At 62.1% G+C, this 15,058-nt stretch carries 11 protein-coding genes; 9 read left to right on the top strand and 2 right to left on the bottom strand.

Features of this window, described 5'->3' with window-relative positions; translation table 11 throughout:
• The first annotated feature begins 33 nt into the window (after positions 1-33).
• From ACS4RR_RS32430 to ACS4RR_RS32395, 8 genes are all read left to right on the top strand, one after another.
• Positions 34-924 carry a haloalkane dehalogenase gene (locus ACS4RR_RS32430; protein ID WP_456190628.1) on the top strand — a complete coding sequence of 297 codons (891 nt, stop codon included), beginning with the start codon at positions 34-36 and terminating at the stop codon, positions 922-924.
• Between the two features lie 253 nt (positions 925-1,177).
• Positions 1,178-1,852, top strand: a complete 675-nt coding sequence (locus tag ACS4RR_RS32425; protein ID WP_456190627.1) for a response regulator transcription factor — start codon at positions 1,178-1,180, stop codon at positions 1,850-1,852.
• The gene (locus ACS4RR_RS32420; protein WP_260111865.1) at positions 1,849-3,249 is read left to right on the top strand and encodes an ATP-binding protein; all 1,401 of its coding nucleotides are present in this window, start codon (positions 1,849-1,851) and stop codon (positions 3,247-3,249) included. Before ACS4RR_RS32425 ends, ACS4RR_RS32420 begins: the two co-directional genes overlap by 4 nt.
• 12 nt (positions 3,250-3,261) lie before the next feature.
• Complete coding sequence (locus tag ACS4RR_RS32415; RefSeq protein ID WP_456190626.1) at positions 3,262-4,242, top strand: 3'-5' exonuclease; 981 nt, start codon at positions 3,262-3,264, stop codon at positions 4,240-4,242.
• A gap of 172 nt (positions 4,243-4,414) precedes the next feature.
• Positions 4,415-4,561 (top strand): DUF1127 domain-containing protein, encoded by a 147-nt coding sequence (locus ACS4RR_RS32410; protein WP_003594835.1) that lies wholly within the window; start codon positions 4,415-4,417, stop codon positions 4,559-4,561.
• A gap of 627 nt (positions 4,562-5,188) precedes the next feature.
• Positions 5,189-6,025, top strand: a complete 837-nt coding sequence (gene kduI, locus ACS4RR_RS32405) for a 5-dehydro-4-deoxy-D-glucuronate isomerase (RefSeq protein WP_170256414.1) — start codon at positions 5,189-5,191, stop codon at positions 6,023-6,025.
• Positions 6,022-6,786, top strand: coding sequence for a 2-dehydro-3-deoxy-D-gluconate 5-dehydrogenase KduD (gene kduD / locus ACS4RR_RS32400; RefSeq protein ID WP_311202860.1), 765 nt, complete (start codon positions 6,022-6,024; stop codon positions 6,784-6,786). Before kduI ends, kduD begins: the two co-directional genes overlap by 4 nt.
• Before the next feature lie 44 nt (positions 6,787-6,830).
• Positions 6,831-7,571 (top strand): FadR/GntR family transcriptional regulator, encoded by a 741-nt coding sequence (locus ACS4RR_RS32395; protein WP_456190625.1) that lies wholly within the window; start codon positions 6,831-6,833, stop codon positions 7,569-7,571.
• 21 nt (positions 7,572-7,592) lie between these two features.
• Here the strand turns inward: ACS4RR_RS32395 and ACS4RR_RS32390 are convergent, their stop codons facing one another.
• Together ACS4RR_RS32390 and ACS4RR_RS32385 are read right to left on the bottom strand one after the other, a co-directional pair.
• Complete coding sequence (locus tag ACS4RR_RS32390) at positions 7,593-10,880, bottom strand: GH36-type glycosyl hydrolase domain-containing protein (RefSeq protein ID WP_456190624.1); 3,288 nt, start codon at positions 10,878-10,880, stop codon at positions 7,593-7,595.
• Between the two features lie 105 nt (positions 10,881-10,985).
• A complete protein-coding gene (locus ACS4RR_RS32385; protein ID WP_456190623.1) occupies positions 10,986-12,527 on the bottom strand; it encodes a DHA2 family efflux MFS transporter permease subunit in 1,542 nt (513 codons plus the stop codon).
• A gap of 492 nt (positions 12,528-13,019) precedes the next feature.
• Between ACS4RR_RS32385 and ACS4RR_RS32380 the strand changes: the two genes are divergently transcribed.
• On the top strand, positions 13,020-15,041 hold the full coding sequence (locus tag ACS4RR_RS32380) for a beta-N-acetylhexosaminidase (RefSeq protein WP_456190622.1): 2,022 nt from the start codon (positions 13,020-13,022) through the stop codon (positions 15,039-15,041).
• Positions 15,042-15,058: the final 17 nt, after the last annotated feature.

Raw genomic sequence — 15,058 nt, 5'->3', positions numbered from 1 at the left:
CTGCCTATATAGCACGAAAGCGTGGAGCTCCATATGCCGACCATCGATATTCTCACCTCGTTCATCTCCTACGAGGAACTGGGGGAGGGCGACCCGATCGTCTTCCTTCACGGCAATCCCACCTCATCGCATCTCTGGCGGAACATCATGCCCGGCATCGGGCCTGGCCGCTGCCTGGCGCCCGATCTCATCGGCATGGGACGCTCCGGCAAACCCGATATCGGCTACCGCTATGGCGATCACATCGCCTATCTCGACGCCTGGTTCGATGCGCTTGACCTCGACGACGTCGTGCTCGTCGGCCACGACTGGGGCGGCGCCCTGGCATTCGACTGGGCCTCGCGCCACGCCGAGCGGGTGCGTGGCATCGCCTTCATGGAAACCATCCTGCGGCCGATGGACTGGGAGGATCTGCCGGGTGGAGGAAAGGCGCGTTATGAACTGTTGCGGAGTGCGGGAACCGGCGAGGCCAAGGTCCTCGACGAAAATTTCTTCATCGAACAGGCCTTGCGCGCGACCACGCTGAAAGGGCTCGGCGATTTCGACTGGGATGTCTACCGCGCACCCTATCCCGACCGTAACAGCCGACGCCCGCTGCTGGAATGGCCGCGCGCCATGCCGATCAACGGCGAGCCGGCCGACGTGGTCGCCAGGATCGAGGCCTATGACCGCTGGCTTTCCGCCAGTCCTGAGGTCCCCAAGCTGTTGCTGACCTTCGACGGTCCCTCCGAAACGCTGTTGATCGGCAGCGAGATGATTTCGTGGTGCCGCGACAACGTCGCCAGCCTGGAGATCAGAGGGTGCGGGCCGGCGCGCCACATTGCCCCCGAGGACCAGCCCGAGGCGATTGCCGCCGAAATCAAAAGCTGGATCGACAGGAGGGGGCTGAGAGCAACGCAGCGGAAGGTCGCGTCTCAGGCATAAAAATCTGTGTCTGCGTCACCGTGACTGCGACATGACAGACTGTTGCAATGTTGAGCCGGTTCATGGGCGGGATCAATCAGCCACCGTGAAGGTCCCATGCCACGTTTCGATCGCCGACCGAGCAGCGCCGTGCGTGACGATGAAATTATCCTCGGCCATGAGGGGGCGATCTTGCATTCGACGAACGACTGGCACCGCGGACATGCTTAGGTGATATGGTCCGCCTACGGACCGACCGTCGATAGGAATGGAGATGCGCATATTACTGATCGAGGATGAACCTCAAATGGCCGTGGCGCTCCGGGGTGCCCTGACCAGGCACGACATGGTGATGGACCACGTCTCGACCCTATGCGACGCCGAGCTAGTGATCGGCGACGGCGCTTACGACGCCGTGCTTCTGGATCGGCAACTGCCCGACGGCGATGGCCTCGAACTCATTCCGAAGATCCGTAAAGAGGGGCTGACGCTGCCGATCATCGTCATCACCGCCAAGGGAGAGGTTCCAGACAGGATCACCGGCCTTGAGACCGGCGCAGACGATTACCTCGCCAAACCCTTTGTCTTCGACGAACTTCTGGCGCGGTTGCGTGCCGTCATGCGCCGCTCCGAAACCTTGCGCCCGGCGCTGATCTCGATCGGCCGTCTTTCGTTCGATCCGACCTATTGCGACATCATCGTCTCCGGCCTGCGTCTGGAAATGCCGCGCCGGGAGGCGCTGGTGCTCGAATGCCTCATGCGCCGTGCCGGTCGTATGGTGCCGCGACCGGCCTTGATGGAAGCAGTTTTCGGCTTCGACGACGAGATCCAGTCGAATGCGCTCGATTCCCATATATCGCGGCTGCGTCGCAAGCTGCAAGCGTCGCAGGCGGGCGTGGTCATCAACGTTATCCGGGGCGTGGGTTATCTCCTGCGTGAAGCATCATGAGCAAACGATGCTCCTATTCGCTGCGCAAGCGCCTGTTCTGGCGGCTTCTTGCCGTGCAATCGGTCGTGCTCATCCTGGTGATGATCGTGCTGATTTCGGTTGGCAAGATATCCGAATTCAGATCGACGGAGGGCACGATCGAGATCCTGCGCCAGGCCGTCTTCCGCCAGCCCACCGGAGAGTTGAGCCTGAGGGAGACCGAGGATCTGCGACAGCTGCGGAAAGATGCGCCCGATCTCTGGTACACCATTCGCGACATGCAGGGACATGTTTTGACCGAGGGCCGGATTCCGGAAGAATATGCCACCATCGGCAATACGCTCGATCATGTCGGCCAGGCAAAGTTCGGCTCGGATCTCGGCGATCACGACCGTCCGGCTGCCCGGATGAAGTGGATTGCGACGGATTGGGGACGGGTGCAGTTTCTGACGGGCACCGACGGCCCGAACTCACTCGCCTTCATCCTGTTCCGCGTCTCATTGATCCTTGTGAAAATTGTTATCCCCATCGTCGCGGTGATGGCACTGGGCGCGCTGATCGCAACGCCGCTCGTCGTGCGACGATCGCTGGTCGGGATCGACCAGGCCGCGCTTCAGGCCGATACGATCGATATCGACCAGCGTGGCGGCCGGCTGTCGGAAAACGATATTCCCGAAGAGATCGCGCCGCTGGTGCACGCCGTCAACCGCGCGCTCGGCCGTCTCGACGAGGGTTATGAGCGGCAGGAACGGTTTCTGACCGATGCCGCCCATGAGTTGCGCACGCCGATCGCCATTCTGAATACGAGAATTGGATCCCTGCCGCACAGTTCGATCAAGACCGACCTCTTGGAAGATGCGGCGAGGCTTGCCGTTCTCACCGAGCAGATGCTCGACCTTCAGCGGCTGAAACAGGGCAAGGTCCAGTTCACCAAGGTCGATCTCGGCCAGCTGGCGAGGAAGGTCATCATCGAGATGGCGCCGCTGGCCTTTGCCGCCGGTTATACGGTGCAGTTCGATGTCGACGGCGCCGGCGAGATCGAGGGCGATCCTCTGGCGCTGCAGCGCGCCCTGATGAACATCCTGCAGAACGCAATCAACCACGGCGGCAGGAAAGGCACCATCTCGCTGACATCAGGCTGCAACTGGATCGAGGTCAGGGACGAGGGACCGGGCATCTCCGCCGATATGCGAGATCGCATATTCGAGCCGTTCTTCAAGCGCCATCACGACGGACGCGGCGCCGGCCTCGGCCTCAATCTCGTTCGCGACATCCTGCGCATGCACGGCGGCGAGGTGACCATCGACAACCACAGTCGCGGGGCGGTCTGCCGGCTGAGCTTCCCGACGGATAGGGCCGCAGGCGAGGATAGTCCACAGCGCCCGGCGCGAGTGATGGATTCAATCGCGTCTCCGTGACATATAGATTCGATGAGCGTGCACAGAGATTTGCAACTCGACATGTTTGCCAAAGCATCGCCCGCGACGCCCAAGGCCCGCGGTCCATCGCATCGGCGGCCGTCGCAGCCGGTCGTCCATTCCGATGAAGACATGGCGCGGGCGCTCGAAGAGAGCGGCAACTATCGCATCTTGAGAAAGCTGGCTGCCCGGCCGGTTGCGTCAGTCAGACGGCCGGGGTTTTCGCAACTCGGCGTCATTCTCGACACGGAGACCACCGGTCTCAACCACCGCAGCGACGAGATCATCGAAATCGGCGCTGTCGCCTTTACCTTCGACGATGACGGCGCGATCGGCGATATCGTCGGCATTTACGGCGGCCTGCAACAGCCGTCCCGGCCGATCCCGCCCGAGATCACCCGGCTGACTGGTATTACCGATGCGATGGTCGAAGGACAGCTTATCGATATCCAATCGCTGCGTACGCTGATCGAGCCGGCGGATCTGATCATTGCCCACAATGCCGGTTTCGACCGGCCGTTCTGCGAGGCCTTCTCGACGATTTTCACCGGCAAGGCCTGGGCATGCTCGGTTTCGGAGATCGACTGGAGCGCCCGCGGCTTCGAGGGTACGAAGCTCGGCTATCTCGTCGGCCAGGCCGGGTATTTCCACGAAGGCCATCGCGCCGTGGACGACTGCCACGCGCTGCTGGAAATCCTCGATCGAGAGCAGCGCGACGGTGAAAGCCCGTTCACCGAACTCTACCGTGCCAGCCAGCGCTCGCGCATCCGTATCTTTGCCGAACACAGCCCGTTCGAGATGAAGGATCATCTGAAGGCGAGGGGTTATCGCTGGTCGGACGGAAGCGACGGTCGCCTGAAGTCCTGGTGGATCGAAGTCGGCGAAGAGGATCTCGGCGACGAGCTTTCCTATCTGCGCTCGGATATTTACCGGTGGGCCGAGGCGGAGCCGCCGATGGTGCGGCTGACGGCCTTCGATCGTTTCAAACTCTGACCGCGAAGCGGTTCGGATCCAAAACATCGCGACCCATGCAAGCGCCGCATAGGTGCACTGATGCATTGGCGCTGCAATAATCGGCGGTCTCATATTATATACACCTCATCGAAGCGAACGAAGCGCCAAGGACTGGCAGCTAAGCTTCGAAAGCCCACGAAAGGGGATCATCATGAACGTAGCACGCTCTTTCAATAACTGGCGCAAGTATCGTCAGACGGTCGCTGAACTGGGTCGTATGTCCGCACGCGAACTGGACGACCTCGGCATCGGCCGCGGCGACATCCGCAACGTCGCCCGCGCAGCCATCGCCCGCTAACGGCAGCTTAGACCAAGCATCTTCAAGACCATGCCAGCGCCTGCTTCCTCCCGAGCGGGCGCTTTGCTTTTGTGCTTCCGGCAGATGGACCAGGTGAATCGAGCCTCCCGCTTTTCGCATAACGCATAGCTGCCCTGCAAAGAAATGCCTATCAACTGAGCAAGAAATAAGTATGATTATTTCTATCGAAGCGATGCACCTCCTCCCGCGTCCCTTCGATGTACAGGCGCCCCGTCCTCCTCCCAGGGTCGTCTGTGGAATGACAGCACTCCTCCTCCCAGCTGTCGTTCGGTTTTTTACGAAAGCCTGCCGCACCTCCTCCCGCGGCAGGCTTTTTCGTTTTGGCCAATAGCACTGCCGGATCGCGCCAAGAACGACCGCTTGCGATCCATTGCTTGGATGATGGCGTCATCATTTCCAGAAATTCTCCTGTCTATTCCCAGATTTTCTTTCGTGCTCTTGCGGACCTTGCGTCTCCTCGAGCGCCCACCGACAAACCTGTTGACACCAAACTTGTCGTACAACTATGTAACCAACTGGATACCGCCGCGGCGGGACCGGCCGGACAAGACTGGCTCCCGAGATAGAGACGACCCCTGGCGACAATGAAGCGGAAGGAAAATTGACATGCAGATCGACGTGAGGCACGCCTCCCATCCCGAGGCCGTGCGCAATTTCGACACGGAGACGCTGCGGCGTCATTTTCTGGTGGAAACCGTCTTCGCGAGTGGCGAGATCCGGCTCACCTATTCGCATTACGACCGGATGGTCATCGGCGGCGCGACGCCGCTCGGCCCCGGGCTAACGCTGACGGCTCCGACAGCGATCGGACAGGAAACCTTCCTTGCTGAGCGTGAACTCGGCGCCCTGAACATCGGCGGTGCCGGCCGCATCATCGTCGACGGCACGAATTACGATCTTGCCAAATATGATTGCCTCTATGTCGGCAAGGGCGCCAAGGACATCAGGTTCGAGAGCGCGGATGCTGCCAATCCGGCAAAATTCTATCTGGTCTCGACGCCGGCGCATCAAGCGCACCCGACCGTGTTGCTCACCCGCGAAAAGGCCCGTCACCTGACGCCGGGCGAAGCCGCAACGGCCAACAAGCGGTCGATCTACCAGTTCATCCATCCGGACGTCTGCCAGTCTTGCCAACTCACGCTGGGCTTCACCATGATCGAACCGGGCAGCGTTTGGAACACTATGCCTGCCCATACGCATGACCGCCGCATGGAAGCCTATCTCTATTTCGATCTGGAAGCGGAGCAGCGTGTGTTCCACTTCATGGGCGAGCCGCAACAGACCCGGCATATGCTTGTCGCCAACGAACAGGCGGTCATCTCGCCGCCCTGGTCGATCCATTCGGGCGCCGGCACCAAGAATTACAGCTTCATCTGGGCGATGGCCGGCGACAATAAGAGCTTCACCGACATGGACCATATCGCCATTGCGGATCTGAGGTGAGCGTCGTGGCAAATCCCTTCGACCTTTCCGGCCGGGTTGCCGTCGTCACCGGCGCCAATACCGGTATCGGCCAAGCCATCGCGGCCGCACTGGCAGAGGCTGGTGCGTCGATCGTCGCCGTCGGACGCTCCTCGATGGACGAAACCGAGGCGCTGGTGAAGGAAGCGGGAAGCCGCTTCCATGTCATCAAGGCCGATCTTGCCAGCATCGAACCGGTCAAGCGGATTGTCACTGAGACCATCCAGACCTTCGGCGGCCTCGACATCCTCGTCAACAATGCCGGCATCATCCGCCGCGCCGATGCGCTCGACTTCACCGAGGAAGACTGGGACGCGGTGATCGACGTCAACCTGAAGACGGCTTTCTTCCTGTCGCAGGCGGCCGGCCGCCACATGGTCGACAAGGGCAGGGGCAAGATCATCAACATCGCCTCGCTGCTCTCCTTCCAGGGCGGCATCCGCATTCCCTCCTATACCGCCTCGAAAAGCGGCCTCGCGGGACTGACGAAGCTGCTTGCTTGCGAATGGGCCGGCAAGGGCGTCAACGTCAATGCCATCGCCCCCGGTTATTTCGTCACCAACAACACCACGGCGCTGCGCGAGGATGCCGACCGCAATGCCGCCATCCTTGGCCGCATCCCGGCCGGTCGCTGGGGAACGCCTGATGAACTCGGCGGCGCGGCCGTATTCCTGGCATCATCGGCATCCGACTACGTGCATGGAACGGTGCTGCCCGTCGATGGCGGTTGGCTGGCGCGATAATCGCTCTTGGCGCAGCCGCCTCGACACCAGGATTTCGAAACAGGATGGAAAATAAGGACAACGCAGTCTTCAATACCATTCAGCAGGCGCCGAACCTGCGCAGCAACCTTGCCGATATGTTGACGGCGCAAATCGAGTCCGGCGACCTGAAGCCCGGCCAGCGTCTGCCGACCGAACAGGCGATCATGGCAACGACCGGCGTCAGCCGGACGATCGTTCGCGAAGCGCTCGCCGCGCTGCGGGCAAAGGGTTTGATCACCACGCGGCAAGGCCTTGGAGCTTTCGTCTCGAACGATCCGACGCCCAGATCCTTCTCCATCATTCCAGACGACCTGCAGTCGATCGACGAGGTTCTGCGCGTGCTGGAGCTGCGCATGGGGATCGAATACGAAGCCGCCGGCCTTGCGGCGCTGCGGCGCACGCAGGAGGACATCGACCGCATGCAGGACCGTCTCGATGCCCTCGACAAGGCGCTCGAGGAGGGCGGATACGGTGCGCAAGAGGATTACGCCTTCCACAGATCCATTCTGGTCGCGACGCACAACTCCTATTACGGCCGCCTCTTCGATACGTTCGGCAACATCATGGTGCCGCGGCAATGGGCGCGCTTGGACAAGATGACATCAGCCGAGCGCAAGCGCCATGCGGCGCGCATGCGCAGGGAACACCATGCCATCTTCGCGGCGATCCGCGACCGTGACGAGCCCGCCGCGCGCCGCGCCATCCGAAGCCACCTGTCGAAGAGCGCCGCGCGCTTCGAGGAGCTGCGCGACGCTACTGCATAGACAGCGCCTCGTCCTGAACTGTTACGCCTTGGGTTTCGGCTTCATCAGCCGCCGCCAGGCGGCGTGGTCGGTGTGCAGATCGGCCGAGGCATGGATTGCGGGCAGAAGCGGTTTGTGTTTGCGCCGGCCGAAGCGCCTTTTGAAGCCCAGGATATTTTCGACGAAGCTTCTGGTATAGAGCCCCGGGCCGCTTGAATAGATGCGCCATCCGCCGTCGACGGCGATCTCTCCCGCCTTGACGTGCTCCCATTCGGCCGCCGCCTGATAACGGTCATGAAAAGCCGCATCGCTGCTGCTGAAATAGGTATTGCGCTGGCGCAGCGATGCATGCGGCAGCGCTGATGTGACTGAAATCGGATTGACGACGGCGATCGCCTTCCAGAGCTCTTCCGCCTCGGCTTGGAGCGCCAACGTCTCGCAATAACGTAGATGCGCGTGCACATACATCAGCCCGATCTCGCGGCCGAAGAAGGAGGAGGATTCGGCGCGGCGAAACAGCGTCTCAGGCCCGCCGGCATAGGTCGCGGGCTTCTCCATCAGCCGCACGCCGTCGGGGAAGAGCAGATGCTCTCTAATCAGCTTCATATGATCGCGTCTCTGCGTCGGCGTGAACAGCCCGCCAAGCATCGCCTGCGTCATCGAGATCAGCGAGAAATGCAGGCCGGTGCGCTGGTCGCTCGGGTGCAACAGCAATTCGACGCCGTCATGGCTGGGATCGAAGATACCGTAGCCGGCAACGACGCCGCCACGCACGAGATGGCGGTTGAAATCCCGGCGCATCGCCGTTGCGATCTTCCTCAAGCCCTTGGCCTTGTTGCCATGACCGAGGCGGCGCAGGATCGCGGAATAACGGACGATCTGCTCGTAGAGCAGGGCAACGGTCCAACTGCTGACCATCCAATCGCGCAGATGCGGATCGGCCGGCTGCAGGGAATCGTTCCAGTCTCCCTCGCCATAACGGATCAGATGCGTTCCAGGGATGAAAGCTTCGCGAACGGTATCAAGCAGCTTCTCGACGTGGATGGCGATGGTGTCGGCCTGCAGCGTCCTGGCCTTCGTCTTTTCGTCGCGCCAGGAGACCTTCTCGTCGAGGATGGCGAGATCGCCGGTCGCTTCGATATAGTCGCAGAGCGCCTTCAGCGGCCAGACGACGATGTCGCCGTGCCTATCGCCCGCCCGGATGTTGGCATAGGGCTCCAGCATGAACCATTGCGGCCAGTCGCCTTTCTCCAGGTATTGTTCGCTGAAGACGGTCTTCAGCACCTCCTTGGCTTCGCGATCATGCTCATAGGCGAGCAGGAATTCGATCGGTCCTTGGCAGGCGTCGCGTGTGCCCCAGGCCGCACCGGTATATTGCTCGAGGCCGTGCGGCACGCTCAGATGCACGATCGCGTCATGCGCCAGCCACGGCAGCAAGGTCGTCTGCGCGGCAAGGTCGGGCGAGGTGCTGCCGATCGTCAGGCCGCGCACGGCGTTCCGCCAGAATTTCGATGCCGGGGCAAGCATGGCTTCATCGGTGACGCCGGCCTCATAACGCTGCGCCAGTCGGTCGGCCTCCGCCGCATCGGTCATCGAGCCGACGACAGCGAAGCAGAGCACCTGCGTCGGGCGGGATCTAAGCGCGACGAAGGGGCCGTTGCGCGCAATCCCATCACTGTAGAGCAGTTCGTCGCCGCCGATCTCATCGATGGCATCGGGCGTCGAACTCACCAGCCAATAGCCGGCATCGGGATAGCGCTCGCCCCAGAGCCAGGCCGGGTCCGGCCGGAAAAGCATGCGTTTGCCCGACGGATGGAATTCGATCTGCCCGCCCGCGTCATATTCGCGCTCGCCGAGGACGACGTGACCGAACACCAGAAAGCGGCACGGCTTGCCCTCGACGGAGACGGTCCACTGCATCGCTGCATCGTCGCCGGAGGCGACCGCCGACACGATGATCGTGCGTCCCGCGCAATGATAGATCCAGCGGCAATCGCTGAGCCCCATTTCGAAAGCCGACGGCACCGCCAGAAGCTGCCAGCCAACGCCGACATCCGCCATGATGCGCAGCCCGCTGGCGCGCGTCAGATTGTAGGGGTCGCGGGAGACGGAAAAGAGCTTGTGAAAGGACGTATTGCCAATCGTCAACTGGGCCGCGAAAATGCCCTGCATCCAGCAGGTCGCGGCAAGCGTCGCGTCGTCGAGCAGCATATTCTCACCGCTTCTGACGATCGCACCGTGGCGGCGCGCCACCAGGAGCTCCTTGTCGCGCAGGACCACGTGGCGGTTCAGAACGCCGTCCGGCACGAAAAACGAAAGAAGCTTTCCGTCGACGCGCTCTTCCAGGCTCCGCTCCGGATAGAGCTTGCCCATCGCCTTCTTTTTCAGCGCCTCGGCCTTCAGCAGGGCGGCATCCTGGAGCAGGCTGCGGACCGGCGCCGCCTCTGCTATGTCGGCTGCCGCACCTTTTATCGTTGCCAGCCCGTCGAGCCGCGAAAGGTCGGCATCGCTCGACGCTTCGGGATGATCGGCTGCGAAGACGGCAAAGAAAGTCGCGGTCGCGCCGCTTGCCAGGACGGAGATCGGTCTCGACTGGATGGCGGGACAGGCGGTCTCCTGCTGGCGCCGTTTGCTCGGCAGGCTGGTGCCGAAGGGGCCGACCAGCAGGTCGTCGAGGCGGTCGCTCGCCTGCACCAGCTGGATCGCGTCCGTGGCATAGGCCGCCGCCCCGTCGAGACAGCCCTGCACGAGCCAGGGGTTGCGGGCGCCCGACTGCTTCAGATTTTGACGGTGCATCACGACAGGGCCGAATGTCCCGTGATCGGCGATATGGTGGTCGACATATTGCGAGGCATAGGCTTCGCTGTTCATCAGGAAGCCGCGATCGCCGAGACCGACGTCCTGGACCAGCACCAGATCGGCCGGCAGCGTTCCATGCTTTCGATGCCGGATGGAGACACGCCAGAACCAAGCCGTTTCGGAAGGATGAAGCTCGAGGCGGACATTGTAGCCGATATCGCCTCTCTTGCCGCTCCAGGAGAAGCTCGTCGCATCGTGCCCGAAGCTGCCATCGGCACGAGGCCCGACGATCTCGACGACATCAGGTGCCGCACCGCCGATGCGCAGATAAAGGCGACTGACGCCGCCGGTGAGCGGCGAGCCCTGGATCTGGTTGATCTGCACCGATCCCTTGTCGTCGGCATATTCGATGGCAAACAGCGTGCCGTTCGGCAGGGCCGCTATCGACAGGCCGGACCCGTTGCTGATGGTGAAGAGGCCAAGCTCTTCGCGTCGTGGCATTTGAAAACTGCGCTTGAGGACCGGGGCCATTAAGATCTCGTCGATTGGCTTCAGAGGGGAACTGGAGGATGACGCAAAATGATTGAGAGAAATCTTACCGGCGACCGGAAGATCGGCAACTTGTCACCATGGCTTTCACGTTGACGCCGGCCGCCTGGCGAAGGGCACTGAGAGCAGGGCGCAGCCGGTCAGGGCGGCGACGATCATCCAGGCTTCGTTGATCGCCTGGACGCTGGCCGCGGTCTGGACCAGCGGATCGAGCATCGCCGTGGTATCCGCATCGAAGCCGCCACTATGCCCCGATATGGTTTGAAGAGGGGCGCCGACGAATGTCGCAGCCTCGATGTCGCCGGCTTGAAGGCGGGTCCAGAGGGTTTGTCCAAGCGGTTCCGAGCGCGTGTAGATAATGGTATCGATGAGGGCGATGCCGATCGCCCCGCCGAGATTGCGCATCAGGTTGAAAAGCCCGCTCGCATCGGGAATGCGCTCTGGCGGAAGTGTGCCGAGCGCCAGCCGCGTCGGCGGCAATAGGCAGAACATGATGGCGACGCCGCGCACGACCTGCGGCCAGAACATCGCGTCATAATCCGTACGAGGATCCTGAAAGGCGCTCATTCCGACACCGATCGCAAAGAGCGCGAAACCGACGGCCGACAGCAGGCGAGCATCCAAGCGCTTTTCCAGCGCGACCGCGATCGGCGCGGTGACCAGCTGCGCGATGCCGGTGACCAGCATCGTCATGCCGATTTCGAGGGCGTCGTGTCCCCTGATGAAAGCGAGAAAGACCGGCATGAGATAGACCGAGCCGAAGAGGCCGATGCCAAGGACAAAGCTCAGAACCGAGCCGACGAGAAAGTTCCGGTCGCCGAAATTGCCGAGATCGACGACGGGCCGGCGGCGGCGAAGCGTTCGCCAGACGAAGACGCCTCCCGCTGCAAGGCAAACCGTTAGCAGGCTGAGCACATAGGCCGAGATCCAGCCGCTCGTCGGCGCCTCTTTCAGGCTGAGTTCCAGGCTCGTCAGCGCAGTTGCCATCAGCAGAAGCGACAGCCCGTCAAGATGCTTGAGTTCGGACGGATCGGACGCCTGCCGCGGCAGGAACCGCGCAGCGACGATTGCCGAGACGATGCCCGGGATGACGTTGATCAGAAACAGCCAGTGCCAGGAATAGGTCTGCGTCAACCACCCGCCAACGATCGGTCCGACGGTCGGCGCCAGCACCGCCAGCACACCGGCGATCGTCGTCGCAAGCGCCTGCCGCTCGTTCGGGAACAGGATGAAGACGGCTGAAAACACCGATGGGATCAGGGTCCCGCCGGAAAAACCTTGCAGCACCCGCCAGGCCACCAACTCGCCGAAGCTGCCGCTCGCCGCACAGCCGGCGGAGGCCGCGACGAACAGGCCGATGGCGGTAACGAACAGCCATCGCATCGTCAGAAGTCGCGTCAAGAAGCCGGTGAGCGGGATCGCCACCACTTCGGCGATGAGATAGGCCGTTTGTATCCAGCTCATCTGATCCGGATCGATATCGAGCGCCGACTGGATGGTCGGCAGCGATGTCGCCACCACCTGGACGTCGAGGATCGCCATGAACATGCCGACGCACATCGCCATGAAGCCGAGCCAGACGATGGCGGGCGTTTCATCAGGGCGGGCAGATTCAAGTCGTTCCGACATGCGATATCCCGCGCGCTGCGTTCTCCGCCTCGGCTGCGAAGACTAAGGCCGATCGTGGTTGCGATCGAGACGACGGACAGCATGGCTCGGAAGTGAACCGCGATTTCGCCGATTGCGACACCATAGTTCGGATGAGGATGGAAGCGATAGGGACCCGCCGGCACAAATTTGCAGGAGTGAGTTGAACGCGATCGAGCCTGACCGGGAAGGCCAGGCTCGATCGTGATCAAAGGACTTGGTCCGGAAGAGCATGCCTAGCTAATGTCTGCCGAGAGCCGATCCGGAGGGCGCTACAGAAATTTCCAATCGGCAATTGACCTGTCGGCGGGAAACTGACTATCACTCTTAAATCAATTTGATTGACTTCAAAAACGATGGAATCGCGGGCGGCCTTCGACCAAAAGGCGGTTTGCGCCATGCTTACCCAAAATTGCGCTCCCGGTTATTACGCCGGGATACTCGTGATCCGATCTCCAAGAGGAATGAGCGACCATGTCCATACCGCGACCAAAAGCCCTGCGGCTTGAAACCCTTTGGAACCCGCCTGCGGACGGCAAGGAGTTTTCCTACGTCCTGCGCCTCAAGAACCTCGGCACCGAGTCGCTTTCGAATTTCTCGCTGTGCGTCAGTGGCCCGGGTCGTGTCGATCCGGCCGGGCGCGTCGACGGCGCCACAGTTTCGCAGCGGCTGTCGAATTTCACCGAGTTCCAGCCACCTGCCAATTTCGTTCTCGGCGCGGGCGAGACGTGGACGATCGCGGTCTATGCGTTGAGTTGGCAGTTTCGTCACTGGACGGACGGCGCAACCAGCGGCTATCTCGCGCTTTCCGACGGCAGCACGATCGTGCTCACCATAGAGCCGACGCGATCTTCGGTCAGCAACGCGCCATTGAAGCGTGGCGCGGAGATCTATCCGGTTCCCGTCAATGCGCCTGTTCAAGTGTCGATCATCCCCTGGCCGAACCATGTGTCCGTCACTTCCCGACGGCCGCTGCCGGCCGGTTTTGCGCCGCAGGCGCAGAGCGTGGAAGGAGAGGCGGCATCAAGAAGTTTCGCAACGCTGGTCGGGCATCTCTTCGCCGTCGAAGGCATCGTGCGGAGCGAGGCGGAAGGCGCGGTTCCGGTTGCCCTGAAGGATGCCGCCGGCCTCGGGTCGGAGGCCTATCGACTGAGCTTCGAGGGTGAGACGATCGTGATCGAAGCCAGCAGCCAGACCGGCTTCCTCTACGGCCTCGTCACGCTCGGCCAGATCTGGCGCGGTGCAAGGCTGCATCCCGAGGTCTTCCAGTTTCCGGCCGCAGGCGAGATCGTCGATGAGCCGTCGATGGGTTGGCGCGGCCTGCATCTCGACGTCGCCCGCCAGTTCTACGGCGCTGCCGAGGTCAAGAAATTGCTGGCGGTGCTGGCTTGGAACAAGCTCAACCGATTCCACTGGCACCTTTCCGACGACGAAGCATGGCGCGTCGAGATCGACGCCTATCCTGATTTGACCGCTGTCGGCGCCTGGCGCGGTCACGGTCTTGCCGTTCCGCCGCTGCTCGGTTCGAGCCCGGCCCGCACCGGCGGTTATTACACCAAGGCTGCGATCCGCGAGATCGTCGCGCATGCCAAGAGCTTCGGCGTGGAGATCGTGCCGGAGATTGATGTTCCAGGCCATTGCTACGCCATGCTGCAGGCGATCCCGGAGCTGCGCGATCCGGCCGAGGTCGGCAGCTACTATTCGGTTCAGGGCTTTCCCGACAATTGCATCAATCCGGCCCGCGAGAAGACCTATGAGATCATCGAGACGATCCTCTTAGAACTCATCGAGCTCTTTCCGTTCAAGACCGTCCATCTCGGCGCCGATGAAGTTCCGCTCGGCGCGTGGTCCGGTTCGCCGGAAGCGCTCGAGCGCCTGCGTAGGGTGGCGGGGACCGAGGTTGCCGATGCGCATGCCAAGCGGCTGAACGTCGTCACCAATACCCATGGCGCCGACGACATCCACGGCTCCGGCGCCGCCATCCTGCAAGCGGAGTTCCTGAACCGCGTCCAGCGCTTCCTTGCCAGCAAGGGCTGCATCACCGGCGGCTGGGAAGAGGCGGCCCACGGCGATGTCATCGACAAATCGAAGAGCTATCTCTGCAGCTGGCGCAATGTCGAGGTCTCGGCCGAACTCGCCGAGCGCGGCTATGACATGGTCGTCTGCCCCGGACAGGTCTATTACCTCGACATGGCGCTCAGGCCCGACTGGGACGAGCCCGGAGCCAGCTGGGCGGGGACTTCGGATGCCGAGAAGCTCTACAAATTCGATCCCATCGGCGGCTGGACGGCAGCTCAGAAACAGAAACTCCTCGGCATCCAGGCCTGCATCTGGTCCGAGCCGATGACGGATCGTACCGTTTTCGACCGCCTCGTCTTTCCCCGCCTTTCCGCGCTTGCCGAAACCGGCTGGACGAAGCCGTCATCCAAGTCGTGGGAGCGCTTCAGGGCGCTGGCAGGGCTGATGCCGCTGCTCTACGGGCTGCAGCAGTCGTAAGGTTCGGATCGGAACCC

Source organism: Rhizobium zaerense, assembly GCF_051810725.1.
Taxonomy (GTDB): domain Bacteria; phylum Pseudomonadota; class Alphaproteobacteria; order Rhizobiales; family Rhizobiaceae; genus Rhizobium; species Rhizobium leguminosarum_I.
Note: the sequence above shows the minus strand (reverse complement) of the source record. Positions and strands in the feature narration are given on the sequence as shown.

Coding starts and splice junctions, on each gene's coding strand:
- ACS4RR_RS32430 (WP_456190628.1), top strand. CDS start 34: ATGCCGACCATCGATATTCTCACCTCGTTCATCTCCTACGAGGAACTG.
- ACS4RR_RS32425 (WP_456190627.1), top strand. CDS start 1,178: ATGCGCATATTACTGATCGAGGATGAACCTCAAATGGCCGTGGCGCTC.
- ACS4RR_RS32420 (WP_260111865.1), top strand. CDS start 1,849: ATGAGCAAACGATGCTCCTATTCGCTGCGCAAGCGCCTGTTCTGGCGG.
- ACS4RR_RS32415 (WP_456190626.1), top strand. CDS start 3,262: ATGAGCGTGCACAGAGATTTGCAACTCGACATGTTTGCCAAAGCATCG.
- ACS4RR_RS32410 (WP_003594835.1), top strand. CDS start 4,415: ATGAACGTAGCACGCTCTTTCAATAACTGGCGCAAGTATCGTCAGACG.
- kduI (WP_170256414.1), top strand. CDS start 5,189: ATGCAGATCGACGTGAGGCACGCCTCCCATCCCGAGGCCGTGCGCAAT.
- ACS4RR_RS32395 (WP_456190625.1), top strand. CDS start 6,831: ATGGAAAATAAGGACAACGCAGTCTTCAATACCATTCAGCAGGCGCCG.
- ACS4RR_RS32390 (WP_456190624.1), bottom strand. CDS start 10,880: ATGGCCCCGGTCCTCAAGCGCAGTTTTCAAATGCCACGACGCGAAGAG.
- ACS4RR_RS32385 (WP_456190623.1), bottom strand. CDS start 12,527: ATGTCGGAACGACTTGAATCTGCCCGCCCTGATGAAACGCCCGCCATC.
- ACS4RR_RS32380 (WP_456190622.1), top strand. CDS start 13,020: ATGTCCATACCGCGACCAAAAGCCCTGCGGCTTGAAACCCTTTGGAAC.